Below are 12674 nucleotides of genomic sequence, written 5' to 3'. Positions count from 1 at the left end.
ACACCCACGGCGGGGCATCGAGAACCGCCCATGCTCTGAGCGGGGCTCAAGGACGAGTCAGCCCTTGACCGCGCCCGCGGCCACGCCCTCGATGATGTGCTTCTGACCGAAGAGGTAGAAGGCGACGATCGGAACGATGGCGAAGACGAGCATGGCCATCTGGGCACCCATGTCTCGGTTTCCATTGGACCCGACGAGCGACTGGATGACGATGGGGATCGTCTTGTAGCGCTCATCCTGACCGATGACGAGGTTGGGCAGGAGGAAGTCGTTCCACACCCACATGGCGTTGAGGATCGCCACGGTGACCGCCGTCGGCCTGAGCAGCGGCATGACCACCTTGAAGTAGGTCTGCAGCGGGGAGCAGCCGTCCATGTAAGCGGCCTCCTCGATCTCCATGGGGACCGACTTGATGAAGCCAGCGAACAGGAACACCGACAGCCCACCGCCGAAACCGAGGTAGAGGACGATCATGCCCCAGGGCGTGGCCAGGCCGAGCATGTCGGCCACCTTGACGGTGGGGAACATGACCATCTGGAAGGGGGCGATCATGGAGAAGGCGAAGGCGTAGTAGATCGCCGAGGTCCACCAGGTCTTGATACGGGTGATGTAGTAGGCCGTCATCGCCGTCAGGAAGACGATGACGACGACGGAGCCCACTGTGATGAACAGCGACCAGCCCATGGCGCTGGCGAACCCGGACAGGGCCAGGCCGGTGGCGTAGTTGTCCAGGCCGGCGAAGGTCTTCAGGGTCGGCAGGGCGAAGGGGCTGTCAGAGATGTAGAACTTGCCCTTGAAGGAGTTGACGAGGATGAAGACCAGGGGGATGACCCACACGAGGGCCAAGACTCCCAGCAGTCCCACGAGCGCGTTCTGCCCCGGCGTGTGCCGGGCGGTCTTCCGACTCACCTCGTGGGCAGGGACGGCGGATCCGGATACCTGGGTCTGGACGGCGGTGCTCACGCGTCGACCTCCTTGGAGCGAGTGGCGCGCAGCTGGATGAGCGCGATGGCGGCGACGATGAGGAAGAAGATGACGGCCTCGGCCTGGGCGACGCCCTCCTGGCCGATCTTCTTGTACATCGTGTTGACGATGCTGAGCGCGGCCATCTGGGTCTGCTTGGCCGGGGCCCCGTTGGTCAGGGCGAGGTTCTGGTCGTACATCTTGAAGGTGTTGGCCAGAGTGAGGAACAGGCAGATGGTGATCGAGGGCATGATCATCGGCAGCGTCACGTTGCGCAACGTCTGCCAACGACCGGCGCCGTCGATCTGGGAGGCCTCAATGAGCTCGGGCGGCACGTTCTGCAGACCGGCGATGTAGATGACCATCATGTAGCCCATGAGCTGCCAGTTGACGAGCATGACCAGGCCGGCCAGGCCCAGATGCCAGTCGTTGACGATCGTCTGGCCCCAGCGCTGAAGGATCGCGTTGAGCATGACCTGCCAGGTGTAGCCCAGAACGATGCCACCGATGAGGTTGGGCATGAAGAAGACGGCGCGGAAGAAGTTGGTGCCGCGCAGCTTGCGGGTCAGGAAGTAGGCCAGGGCGAAGGCGCCCAGGTTCACCGTGATGATGGAGATCACCGAGACGACGGCGGTGAACATCAGTGCCTGGGGGAAGTCACTGCGCTCTCCCAGAGCCCTGGCGTAGTTGTCAGTACCGACGAACCTGGCGTTGGTCAGGGTACTGAACTTGGTGAACGAGAGGTAGAGCCCCATGAAGAAGGGGACGATGAACGCGATCATGAAGGCCAACAGGGTCGGCCCCGCGAAAACTGGGAAGAACTTTTTCAGTGCCTTGGTCATATCTGCCTTCGAGGTGTGACCGGCACCCGCCTAGGCGGCCGGGTACCAGGGGACTCCCGCCGGGGCGGCAGCACGAGCCGATCGGCTCAGGCGCACCGCCCCGGGCGGAAGAGGGGATGGGGAGAGATGAGTCGCCGTCGCACGGCCTGCCGATACAGGCCGGAACGATGCCGTCTGCCGCAGCGGCGTCGTCGGCGGCGAGCTCGGGAGACTCGTCGACGTCAGCCCTCCTTGGCCGACTTCTTTTCTGAGGCCCAGTCAGTGACGAAGAAGTCCTTGACCTTCGCCCAGTCCGTGCTGCCGGAGGCGTACTGGGCCAGTTGCTGGCCGAGCTGATCCTTGAAGTTCTGGCTCGGGAAGGTCGGGAAGACCCACTTGACAGGCGTGAGGTCCTTGTCGGCGATGGCCGCGGCGACCTCCTTGCCCAGCGGGTCGGAGGGGGCCAGTTCGGCGTAGGCCTTGTAGGGGGCGATGATGCTGAGCTTCTCAGCGGCGAGCTTGGAGCCCTCGGCGTCGGTGAACAGCCAGGTGAGGAACTCCTTGGTGGCCTTCTGGGCGTCGTCGGAGGCCTGGGAGTTGATCGTCAAGTAGTTCTCGGTGCCGATGGCGATATTGCTCTTGTCCTCGCCGGACACACCGACGTAGATCGGCAGGAAGTGGACGTCCTCGGCCTTGACGGTGTTGCCGGACACCTCGGAGATCTGCGACCAGCCCCAGTTGCCGTTCTGGACCATGGCGGCCTTGCCCAGAGCGAAGTCGGCCATCGAGTCGGTGACCGTCTTGGCACTGGCCTCGGTGGGGGCGATCGTGGAGTTGTTGAGGTAGAGGTCGAAGATCTGCTTGTAGTTGTCCGAGTAGGTCAGCTTGAGCTCGTCAAGGTCGTCGACCTTGGCGTCGCGGTACTCGTAGTAGACGGGGTAGTTGGCCAGGTGGGTCTGCCAGCGCCACTCCTCGCCCGGGGACAGAGACGTCGCGGCGAAGACCCCCTCGATACCGAGATCGGCCTTCTTGGCCTGCATGTCCTCGACAACCTCCTTGAGCTTGTCGAAGCCCTTGATCTGGTCGACGGCAGTGACCTTGGCCCCCTCCATCGCGAAGTACTTGTTGAGGATGGCGGCGTTGTAGATGATGCCGTAACCCTCAATGGCCAGCGGTACGCCCACGACCTTGCCCTCGTCCCCCTTGAGGGCCAGGGAGTCGTCCGTCATCTGCTTGGTGAAGTCGGCATCGGACAGGTCGGAGGCGTACTCCTTCCAGTTCCTGTAGCCCACGGGACCGTTGAGGTTGAACAGCGTGGGCGGGTTGGACTTGGCGACCTCGGACTTCAGAGTCTGCTCATAAGTGCCGGAGGCGGCGGTGACGACCTTGACGGCCACGCCGGTCTTCTTCGTGTAGGCAGCCGCGATGTCCTTGAAGGCCTGCTCCGACTCGGGCTTGAAGTTGAGGAAGTAGACGCCCCCATCGCCGTCGGAACCGGACGAGCCCTTCGAGCATGCCGCCAGGGTCGCGGCGACGGCGAGCGCGGCGGTTCCGCCCAGCATGGAGCGGCGGGAGATGAGTCGCATTGGGAGTCCTCCTTTGGACGCATGGGACGGGTGCGGACAAGGCGTCCGCGAGGTGCGACTGCCGTACGGCCGACGGCGGGACCATCGGCTTAACGGCGACGGCCCATCATTGCACATTTTCAGCGTTCTTTACTGCAAGGTTTGCAATCAGTGACCCGGGTCTCGAACTTGAATGCCGCATTTCATCGGCATTTCTCCTTGGATTATCGCTCTTAACCAGCCGGCTCACGACACCGAGGCCCGATGCCACTGCTCTCCGCAAGAATGCAACCGTACGTCAGATTTATAAGTATCGTCTCCCCCGAGCACCACGTGGCACGTCTGCAACGTGGCCCCGGCACCGTGATGGTGCCGGGGCCACGTGCAGCGATCAGGCCGCCGCTCGGCCGTTCACCCCTGCCGCGGGGCGAGGACTCACTTGCGGGCGGAACCGACGGAGCCGAGACGCTCGCAGGCCTCGACGACACGGGCGGCCATGCCCTCCTCGGCGGCCTTGCCCCAGGCGCGCGGGTCGTACTGCTTCTTGTTGCCGACCTCGCCGTCGATCTTGAGAACGCCCTCGTAGTTGGTGTACATCCAGCCGGCGACCGGACGGGTGTAGGCGTACTGGGTGTCGGTGTCGACGTTCATCTTGATGACGCCGTTGCGCACCGCGGTGGCGATCTCCTCGTCGGTGGAGCCGGAGCCGCCGTGCATGACCAGGTCGAAGGGCGAGCTCTTGTCGCCGACCTTGGAGGACAGCCGGTCGCCGAGGCGCTTGGCCACATCGTCCTGGATCTCGCCGAGGATCTCCGGGCGGAGCTTGACATGGCCCGGCTTGTAGGAGCCGTGCACGTTACCGAAGGTCAGGGCCGTGATGTAGCGACCGTTCTCGCCCAGGCCGAGGGCCTCGATGGCCTTCCAGGCGTCGTCGGCGGTGGTGTAGAGGTTGGCGTTCTCCTCACCCTTGATGCCGTCCTCCTCACCGCCCACGGCGCCGATCTCGATCTCGAGGACGACGTTGGCGGCCTTGGCGCGCTTGAGCATGTCGACGGCGATCTCGATGTTGTCGTCGAGGGCCTCGGCGGAGCCGTCCCACATGTGGGAGTTGAACATCGGTAGCTCACCGTTCTTGACCTGCTCGGCCTCGATCTCCATGAGCGGGTGGATCCAGTCGGCAAGGAGCTTCTTGGGGCAGTGGTCGGTGTGCAGGCCGATGGTGACCGGGTAGAGGTCGCCCACGGCGCGGGCGTAGGCGGTGAAGGCGATCGAGCCCTTGACGCGGTCGAGGCGCGAGGAACCGGACCAGTAGGCGGCACCACCGTTGGAGATCTGGACGATGCCGTCGGACTCGGCGTCGGCGAAGCCCTTGAGGGCGGCCGACAGGGTCTGGGACGAGGTGACGTTGATCGCGGGGATGGCGTACTTGCCGGCCTTCGCGCGGTCAAGCATATCGGCGTAGGACTCCGGGGTTGCAATGGCCACTGGGTGCCTCCTGATTGTCTGTGTGAGTCAGTGGTGCGGGGCCGATTGTTCCACGAATTCGAACCCACGTGAACCGGATCATGGTCCCAGGTTGGGCTCCTTGGCCTGTTCAGGACCGGTTTGGTCCTGCCACTAATGAAGCGGGATGAAACCGCGGGCCGCCGGCGCCCGAAGTCAGTCGGGCGCCGGCCCGGCGTGCTGGAGGATCCAGGTGTGCATGGCCACGGCCGCTGCGGCAGCCACGTTGATGGAGCGGGTGGAGCCGTACTGGCCGATGCGCAGCAGCCGGGAGCAGCCGGCGCTCAGCTCGGCGCTGATTCCCTCGCCCTCGGAGCCGAAGACCATGAGACAGTGCTCGGGCAGCGCAGCGACCTCCAGGGGCCGCGCCCCTGGACCGTTATCGATGCCGACGACCTCGTACCCCTCTGCCGCCGCCCAGTCGAGCAGTCCACCGGCCTCAGGGTGGTGGCGCACGTCCAGGTAGCGGTTGGTGACCATGGCACCGCGCTTGTTCCAGCGGCGTCGGCCGATGATGTGGACGCCGGCGACGTTGAAGGCGTTGGCGCTGCGCACGATGGAGCCGATGTTGAGGTCCTGGCTGACATTCTCGATGGCGATGTGCAGCCGGTGGGCGCGGACGGCCAGGTCGGCGCGGATCGCCGCGACGGTCCAGTAGCGGTAGCGGTCGACGACGTTGCGCCGGTCACCGCGCGCCAACAGTTCACGGTCGTAGCGGGTGTCGGTGGGCCAGGCCTCGGGGCCGCCGGGCCAGGGACCGACTCCGACCTGACGGACATCGGCCGGCTGGTCCTCCTCCGGGCTCAGCGCGGAAACCACGGGGGACGCCGAGAGCTCGGGGGACGACCCCCGAGCCCGAGTGGACGCCTCGGGCAGGTGCTCCCCCTCGGGCAGGTCGACGGGCTGATCCATGCGATCAGTCTCCTTGCCCCGGCGAGCGGATACCGGCGAACGCCGTCGGGGACTCACTCCAGGCCGAGGTCGGTCAGGCCGAGCGCCGCGTAGTAGGGCAGGCCGGCGGCCTCGATGCGCTCGCGCGCGCCGGTGGCCCGGTCGACGATGACGGCGACGGCGCGCACGTCGGCACCCGCCTCGCGCAGGGCCTCGACGGCCTCCAGCGGAGAACCGCCAGTGGTGGAGGTGTCCTCCAGGACCACCACGGAGCGGCCGGCGACGTCGGGCCCCTCGATGCGCCGACGCATACCGTGGTCCTTGGCGGCCTTGCGCACGACGAAGGCGTCCAGGTCCAGGCCGCGCGAGGCGGCGGCGTGCAGCATCGCCGCAGCCACGGGGTCGGCACCCATGGTCAGGCCGCCGACGGCGTCGATCTCGTCGGTGCCCAGGCCCGCCTCCTCCAGCATGTCGAGCATGACGTGGCCGATGAGGGGGGCGGCCTCGTGATGGAGTGTGGCGCGGCGCATGTCCACGTAGAAGTCGGACTCGAGGCCGGAGGCGAGGGTGACCTTGCCTCGGACGACGGACAGCTCGTTGACGAGCTTGGCCAGACGGGCGATGTGGGAATCGTTGGTGCTCACAACTCCGATGGTAGTGGGCTCGCGGACCGACGCACCGGGTGGACACCCGCCGATGCGGGAGCCCGCCCTCTTCCGCGTGATGCGAAAGGGGCGGGCTCTGGGCGACTCTCAGCAGTAGAGGAGGGTCAGGACAGGGCGGCCACGGCGGCGTCGTAGTCGGGCTCCTGGCCGATCTCGGGGACCTGCTCCGTGTAGACGACCGTGCCGGACTCGTCGAGGACGACGACGGCGCGCGACAGCAGGCCGGCCAGCGGGCCGCCGGTCAGGGTGACGCCGTAGTCGGTGCCGAAGGCGGAGCGGAAGGTCGAGCCGGTCACCACGTTGGTAAGACCCTCGGCACCGCAGAAGCGGGCGCCGGCGAAGGGAAGGTCGGCGGAGACGCAGACCACGGTCGTGTTGTCCAACTCGGAGGCGAGCTTGTTGAACTGGCGCACTGAGGCGGCGCACACCCCGGTGTCCACCGAGGGGAAGATGTTGAGGACCACGCGCCGGCCGGCCAGGGACTGGCTGGTCACCGGGGCGAGGTCAGCGCCCACGAGCTCGAAGGCGGGCGCGGTCGAGCCCACGGCGGGCAACTCGCCGACGGTATTGACGGGGTCTCCGTGGAAGGTAATGGAAGCCATGATGCGATCGTTCCAGGTTGCAGCCCTCCTGACCAGCAGGGGCCCTCAGCCCTGGGCGATTCTCTGGTGAGTCACCGCCCTTACTCTGGCTGACGGCGAGAGCGCTCGGGGTCCTCGGCCATTCGACGCACGAGCCAGCGGGGAGCCAACCGCAGCACGGCGTTGCCGCAGCGGTAACCCAAGCTTGGAGTGCAGATGACCTGGCCGCGGCGCACCGCAGCGAGTCCGTCGCTGACCACGCGCTCGGCGTCCAGCCACAGCGACTCCTTCCACTGGGTCTCATCGATGCCGGCCGCTGCGTGGAAGCCGGTGTGGACCAGTCCCGGACACAGCGCCGTGGCGGTCACGCCGCTACCGGCGAGTTCAACGGCCAGCACCTCGGTGAAACGCAGCACCCAGGCCTTGTGGGCCGCGTAGGTACCCACGGCGGTGTGCGCAGCGATGGAGGAGACGTTGAGGATGGCGCCACGTCCGCGCCGCACCATGGCACCGGCCGCCGCGTGGGAAGCCACCATGACCGCGCGAACCATGACGTCGAGGGCCTGCTCCTCAGGGGCCAGGTCTCCCCCGACGAATGGCTGCCCCAGCCCGAAGCCGGCATTGTTGACCAGGAGCCCCACGGGTTTATTTGGGTCACGCAGACGCTCGGCGACGAGTTCGAGCTCGTCACGCTGGGACAGGTCGGCCCGCAGGACCTCCACCTGGACGCCGGCGAACTGCCGCATCTCCTCGGCCACCTCCCGCAGGCGCTCGGAGGTGCGCGCAACGAGGATGAGGTTGTGACGGGCCTGGGCGAGCTGCCAGGCGAATTCCAGTCCGAGGCCGCTCGTAGCCCCGGTGACGAGTGCTGTTCCCATGACGGCAGACTACGAGCACTTGTTGAGTGCTTGATGGGAATCGGGCACCGGATACGCTGCTGCCATGCGTCTGGCCACCTGGAACGTCAACTCCATCCGCACCCGTGTCGACCGCGTCCTGGCCTTCCTGGAGCGCGAGGACATCGACGCCCTGGCGATGCAGGAGATCAAGTGCCGCCCCGACCAGTTCCCGGTCGAACCCTTCGAGGCCGCCGGCTACGAGCTGGCCATCCACGGCCTCAACCAGTGGAACGGGGTGGCGATCGCCTCACGTTCGGGGATCGATGATATCGTCACCTCCTTTCCGGGCCAGCCCGGCTGGGCGGCCAAGCCCGAGGCCGAGCCGATCGTCGAGGCCCGGGCGCTCGGGGCGACGGTGGGAGCCGACTCAGGATCAGGGCCGGTGCGCCTGTGGAGCCTGTACGTGCCCAACGGCCGCGACCTCACTCATCCGCACTACACGTACAAGCTCGACTGGCTGCGGGTGCTGCGCGACGACGTCGCCGGTTGGCTGGAGGCCGAGCCCGACCTGCCGCTGGCGCTGGTGGGTGACTGGAACGTGGCACCGAGGGACGAGGACGTGTGGGACATGAGCGTCTTCGAGGGTGCCACCCACGTCTCGTCACCGGAGCGGGAGGCCTTCGGGGCCTTCGCCGAGGTGGGCATGCATGAGGTCACGCGCGAATGGGCCACCAACTACACCTACTGGGACTACCAGAAGCTGCGCTTCCCGAGGAACGAGGGCATGCGCATCGACTTCGTCTACGCCTCCCCGGCCCTGGCAAGCCGCGTCACCGGCGCCGCCATCGACCGCGACGAGCGCAAGGGCAAGGGCGCCTCCGACCACGTCCCCGTCATCGTCGAGGTCGACTGAGGCCGCAGGCCGCGACCAGAGTGACTGAGCACGGAGCCGGCGCACGACCCGCACATCGCATGGCTCGTCTGTCACTCAGTACAGTGGAGCACAACCAACGATTCAGTCAGAATAATATGGGGATATTTGTATAGAAATTAAACTTCATACCTCTCAGAACCTGGACATATCAGCCATATTATGTCCGCATGAAATATAAGACCGAGCCGGTCAGTCGGCGTACAGCCCTCACCCTCTCCTCCCTTGCCGCACTGACGTTGACGGCGTGCTCGGGACGGCATTCCACCCCCGAGTCCAGCACGCAGCCGACAACGGCCCCGCCGACCAAGAATTCCACTCCCCCTCCGAGTCCCACCGAGACTCCGACACTGACCAGCTCTCCCTCAGCAACAGCCGGCACCACGGCAGGCACCCCATCGGCACCACCTGCACACAACGCCAATGGCGAACCGTCATCCGGGCACACTTCCGCAACCGGAGCGCCAGTGAACACCCAGGGGCGAGACCTGACACTTGAAGACTTCTTCGAACCGCCGAGAGAACTCCGGCAAGACCTCTTCAATGTGGCCACCACGAGCAACGCAAAAGGGATCGGAGCCGAGCTGGAGGGAAGCCAGGGCGTACAGGCCGAGCTCCGCCTGGAGAATCGGTTCCACAAACTCACCCTTAAAGCCGGACAGGCGAATACCTCAAAGTCCTCAGACCTCATCCTGCGAGTGGGAACCTACAAAGACGGCAAGAACGACCAGCTCATCGACATCCCTTTCAACGAAGTGAAACCAATCGAGGTTGATGTCTCGAACGTCAATGCCTTCAAAATCGAGCTCCTTCCTCTGACATCTGAAGGCAAGACCAAATATGGGCTCGGATCCATCACCGGGGTCATGTTCGACATGAGACTGGAGTAATCACCGACACCCAAAAAGATAACTGCAATGAATTTAGACCCAGACGATGCCGGGAAAACCAAGCCTAAAGAGGAGAACACCTCGCATGTCCGCGACAACACCAAAATTAATAGAACATCATGTCAACTGAAGAGAAAATTACTTAATCCTAACGCCATCGCACTGGCCACTCTCATTATTACCATCGCAGGCGTTATTATTTCTACAGTTCTCGGTCTCCCCGGAGCTATCCTCGACTCCAGAACCCTCTCGCACGAAGATACCGCACCGTCACTAGTTCCAGCCGCCTCCAATCGATCAGAAATCCGAGCATCCACCGACAGTAAACACGCTCAGCAGCAGACATCGTCTACTACCGAAGCGCCGCTGTCGAGTGGCTGCTACGACGGCGACACCCCAACACCGTGCGACTCTCCGCACTCGCGGGAGGTGTTCACCAAACCGGCCGGATCCTCCTGCGATGCGGGTGCACTCATCCTCTACATGGGCGGAGTCCCCGGCGTCGACCTTCTCGCCTCAGGCATCGATGTCAAGACCCTTGAGAACACGGACGACCAGTGCGTTGTCGAGAGGCAGTCCGGGATGCCGAGCATGTCGCTCAAGGACGTCTGGACGACCGATAACGACCACAACGGATACAGGGACGGCGGCGAGTTCCGTCGATGCTTCAACCGTCAGGGGCAGGCGACCTCCTGCGACGCTGACCACGCCTCGGAGGAGTTCTACGACGCAGCCGAGGAGGTCGACTGCGGCAAGAAGTACGAGGAGTTCTCCAGACGGCCGGTCGACCGCAGCATTCGGGTGACCCGGGAGCCCAGAGACCACCGGATCGTCTGCCGAGCGGAGGTGCAGGTGAGCACTGACAGGCTGACCGCCTCGGTCCGCGACCTTGAGAATGCCACCCTCCCCATCAAGCAGAACTAGGTCTCGTTGCAAAAGTAGAGGGGATCCAGGACTACTACCGAACATGCGGTTGTCTCGGACACGCCTTAGAGCTCGACTGCGGACGTCGCGAGTACGGTCCACGAGTCTCCGGGTGCATCCATGAACCCCGCCCCCCTGGAACCGACAGACTTTCCCGACAAGCTCTAGCGGGCTGCCCGACCGATCCCTCTGTATCCCTACAAGGCCAGGATCTGGTCGCCCAGCGCGGGCCACGCTCTGCGGTGCACTGCCCCGAAGGGCTCGGCTCCCAGGAAGACGGCCTGGCGCCCGGCGACCGGATCCACCCATATGAAGGAGCCGGCCTGGCCGAAGTGCCCGAAGGTCTGCGGGCTGTTGCCTGTACCGGTCCAGTGCGGGGACTTGGCTCCACGCACCTCCACCCCCAGGCCGAAGGGGTTGGGGCTCTGGCGCCCGTAACCGGGCAGGACGCCGTCGAGACTGGGCAGGACCGGCGCACAGGCCCGCTCCGCCAGCGCCGGCGAGACGAGCCTTGGGGCAGCCAGCTCGCGGGCGAACAACGATAGGTCGCGGGCGCTGCCCTCCCCGGAGTGGGCGGGTGAGCCGGGAATGAGGACACTGGCCATCCCCAGAGGCTCGAGCACCGTGGTCTCCACCCAGGTCTCCAGGGGTGTGCCGGTAGCCTCTTCGAGCCGATCCCCCAGGATCTCAATACCGCGGTTGGAGTAGATGCGGCGTGAGCCCGGAGCAGCCAGGTGCTCGTCGGAGTCGGTCGCTATCCCTGAGGAGTGGGACAGCAGGTGGCCAATGGTCGCCCCGTCGGGAGCGGGCGCGCCCGCGGGAGCGCCCAGGTCCAACAGCCCTCGGTCGACGGCGACCAACGCGGACCAGGCGACGATCGGCTTAGTGACCGAGGCGAAGGGGAAGACCTCGTCAACGTCGCCGGCCTCGTAAAGCACGCCGCCGTCGGTCGCGAGCACATCGGTGACCACGAGCGCGGTCGGGAAGGGGAAGTCGGCCAGGGCAGGCAGGATGGCGGAATCCGTCTGAGAGGTGTCCGGTGTGATCATCGCTCCTCCTGGCCAGGATCGTGTCGCCGCTCGGAAGGTCGTGCTCCCTCGCGTTCGTACCTTACGCCTCGACGACTGAGGCCCCGATGCCGTCCACGCGCCGTAGGGCACGGCCGCGAGCGCCCGCCCACCCGACCCGATGGAACATGGAACATGGCGCACCATGACCCTGCGAATCGTCTCCGCTCGAGAGAGGATCAGGGTGATGCCCTTCTACCACCGCCCACCCGCCGACCGTGGCCCACTGCGCCCCCGCTCCCCCATGGCTCCCGGCCAGGCAGCTACCGGTCCCACACCCGCCGAGCTGACCGACGCCGCCGGTGTCGGCTACGCCGTCGTCGACCTGGAGACCACGGGGCTGTCCCCCACGACGGACTCGATCCTGGAGATCGCGCTGGTGCTCACCGACGCCGCCGGGCAGGTCGAGCACAGCTGGTCCACACTCATCGATCCCGGCGCGGGCGTGGACGTCGGCCCCACCCGCATTCACGGCCTCGTCGCCGAGGAGCTCATCGGAGCGCCCCGGCTCGACGACGTCGCCGACCTGCTCGTGGCCGACATGGCCGGACGGGCAGTGGTCGCCCACAACGCCCGCTTCGACGTCGGCTTCCTCACCCAGGCGCTGGGGTTCCGGGGACTGCTGGACCGCGGCGCCCGGGTGCCGCGGGTGTGCACGATGGAGTGGGCGCGCCATTTCATGACGACGCCGTCGCGTCGGCTGACCACGTGCTGCGAGGTCGCCGGGGTGGAGATAGGCCGCCATCACAACGCACTCGACGACGCCATGGCCGCTGCCGGCCTGCTGCGCCACTATCTGGAGGTGGGGGCGCAGCGCGGCGAGGAGCCGGTGGCCTGGGCCCGAGCGCTGCTCGATGCCCACCGCTTCACCGGCTGGCACTGGGACGTCCGGCGAGCGCAGATCGGCTCCGAGCGTCTGGCGGCCCGCACCACGCCCGGAGCCGAACGGGCCCGGACCGAGCCCGCGTCCTGAGGGTTAAGTCAGTAGGAGCCCGGACTGCGAGTGATGGCTGGGCCACCGGTCTTGTGCGAGC

The 12674-nt window shown here is 66.0% G+C and carries 13 protein-coding genes; 4 read left to right on the top strand and 9 right to left on the bottom strand.

Annotation, left to right across the window (positions count from 1 at the left end; all coding sequences use genetic code 11):
• Positions 1-57 precede the first annotated feature (57 nt).
• From RWR81_RS04345 to RWR81_RS04310, 8 genes are all read right to left on the bottom strand, one after another.
• Positions 58-963 carry a carbohydrate ABC transporter permease gene (locus RWR81_RS04345; RefSeq protein ID WP_314454938.1) on the bottom strand — a complete coding sequence of 302 codons (906 nt, stop codon included), beginning with the start codon at positions 961-963 and terminating at the stop codon, positions 58-60.
• Positions 960-1805, bottom strand: a complete 846-nt coding sequence (locus tag RWR81_RS04340) for a sugar ABC transporter permease (protein WP_314454935.1) — start codon at positions 1803-1805, stop codon at positions 960-962. Before RWR81_RS04340 ends, RWR81_RS04345 begins: the two co-directional genes overlap by 4 nt.
• 221 nt (positions 1806-2026) lie before the next feature.
• Positions 2027-3370, bottom strand: a complete 1344-nt coding sequence (locus tag RWR81_RS04335) for an ABC transporter substrate-binding protein (protein WP_314454932.1) — start codon at positions 3368-3370, stop codon at positions 2027-2029.
• Between the two features lie 414 nt (positions 3371-3784).
• Complete coding sequence (fbaA, locus tag RWR81_RS04330) at positions 3785-4834, bottom strand: class II fructose-bisphosphate aldolase (RefSeq protein WP_314454928.1); 1050 nt, start codon at positions 4832-4834, stop codon at positions 3785-3787.
• A 174-nt stretch (positions 4835-5008) separates the two neighbouring features.
• On the bottom strand, positions 5009-5764 hold the full coding sequence (locus RWR81_RS04325) for a TrmH family RNA methyltransferase (RefSeq protein ID WP_314454926.1): 756 nt from the start codon (positions 5762-5764) through the stop codon (positions 5009-5011).
• A gap of 53 nt (positions 5765-5817) precedes the next feature.
• Positions 5818-6387 (bottom strand): orotate phosphoribosyltransferase, encoded by a 570-nt coding sequence (pyrE, locus tag RWR81_RS04320; protein WP_314454922.1) that lies wholly within the window; start codon positions 6385-6387, stop codon positions 5818-5820.
• Between the two features lie 125 nt (positions 6388-6512).
• A complete protein-coding gene (gene tpx / locus RWR81_RS04315; protein WP_314454920.1) occupies positions 6513-7010 on the bottom strand; it encodes a thiol peroxidase in 498 nt (165 codons plus the stop codon).
• Between the two features lie 80 nt (positions 7011-7090).
• Positions 7091-7867: an SDR family NAD(P)-dependent oxidoreductase gene (locus RWR81_RS04310; protein WP_314454917.1), complete on the bottom strand. Its 777-nt coding sequence runs from the start codon at positions 7865-7867 to the stop codon at positions 7091-7093.
• A 64-nt stretch (positions 7868-7931) separates the two neighbouring features.
• Here RWR81_RS04310 and RWR81_RS04305 point away from each other — a divergent pair, with 64 nt between their 5' ends.
• From RWR81_RS04305 to RWR81_RS04295, 3 genes are all read left to right on the top strand, one after another.
• Positions 7932-8741: an exodeoxyribonuclease III gene (locus RWR81_RS04305; RefSeq protein ID WP_314454914.1), complete on the top strand. Its 810-nt coding sequence runs from the start codon at positions 7932-7934 to the stop codon at positions 8739-8741.
• Positions 8742-9226: 485 nt separating this feature from the next.
• Positions 9227-9649: a hypothetical protein gene (locus RWR81_RS04300; RefSeq protein WP_314454911.1), complete on the top strand. Its 423-nt coding sequence runs from the start codon at positions 9227-9229 to the stop codon at positions 9647-9649.
• 429 nt (positions 9650-10078) lie between these two features.
• Positions 10079-10573 (top strand): hypothetical protein, encoded by a 495-nt coding sequence (locus RWR81_RS04295; RefSeq protein ID WP_314454908.1) that lies wholly within the window; start codon positions 10079-10081, stop codon positions 10571-10573.
• Between the two features lie 197 nt (positions 10574-10770).
• Here RWR81_RS04295 and RWR81_RS04290 read toward each other — a convergent pair whose 3' ends face one another.
• Positions 10771-11622 carry a serine hydrolase domain-containing protein gene (locus RWR81_RS04290; RefSeq protein ID WP_314454906.1) on the bottom strand — a complete coding sequence of 284 codons (852 nt, stop codon included), beginning with the start codon at positions 11620-11622 and terminating at the stop codon, positions 10771-10773.
• A gap of 205 nt (positions 11623-11827) precedes the next feature.
• Here RWR81_RS04290 and RWR81_RS04285 point away from each other — a divergent pair, with 205 nt between their 5' ends.
• Positions 11828-12613 carry a 3'-5' exonuclease gene (locus RWR81_RS04285; RefSeq protein ID WP_314454987.1) on the top strand — a complete coding sequence of 262 codons (786 nt, stop codon included), beginning with the start codon at positions 11828-11830 and terminating at the stop codon, positions 12611-12613.
• Positions 12614-12674 lie beyond the last annotated feature (61 nt).

This window comes from uncultured Actinomyces sp. (assembly GCF_963526355.1).
GTDB lineage: Bacteria > Actinomycetota > Actinomycetes > Actinomycetales > Actinomycetaceae > Actinomyces.
Note: the sequence above shows the minus strand (reverse complement) of the source record. Positions and strands in the feature narration are given on the sequence as shown.

What these genes read in the sequence shown, in the direction of transcription:
- RWR81_RS04325 (WP_314454926.1), bottom strand. Translation starts at nt 5,764, where the DNA reads ATGGATCAGCCCGTCGACCTGCCCGAGGGGGAGCACCTGCCCGAGGCG.
- RWR81_RS04290 (WP_314454906.1), bottom strand. Translation starts at nt 11,622, where the DNA reads ATGATCACACCGGACACCTCTCAGACGGATTCCGCCATCCTGCCTGCC.
- RWR81_RS04340 (WP_314454935.1), bottom strand. Translation starts at nt 1,805, where the DNA reads ATGACCAAGGCACTGAAAAAGTTCTTCCCAGTTTTCGCGGGGCCGACC.
- tpx (WP_314454920.1), bottom strand. Translation starts at nt 7,010, where the DNA reads ATGGCTTCCATTACCTTCCACGGAGACCCCGTCAATACCGTCGGCGAG.
- RWR81_RS04285 (WP_314454987.1), top strand. Translation starts at nt 11,828, where the DNA reads ATGCCCTTCTACCACCGCCCACCCGCCGACCGTGGCCCACTGCGCCCC.
- RWR81_RS04305 (WP_314454914.1), top strand. Translation starts at nt 7,932, where the DNA reads ATGCGTCTGGCCACCTGGAACGTCAACTCCATCCGCACCCGTGTCGAC.
- RWR81_RS04310 (WP_314454917.1), bottom strand. Translation starts at nt 7,867, where the DNA reads ATGGGAACAGCACTCGTCACCGGGGCTACGAGCGGCCTCGGACTGGAA.
- RWR81_RS04335 (WP_314454932.1), bottom strand. Translation starts at nt 3,370, where the DNA reads ATGCGACTCATCTCCCGCCGCTCCATGCTGGGCGGAACCGCCGCGCTC.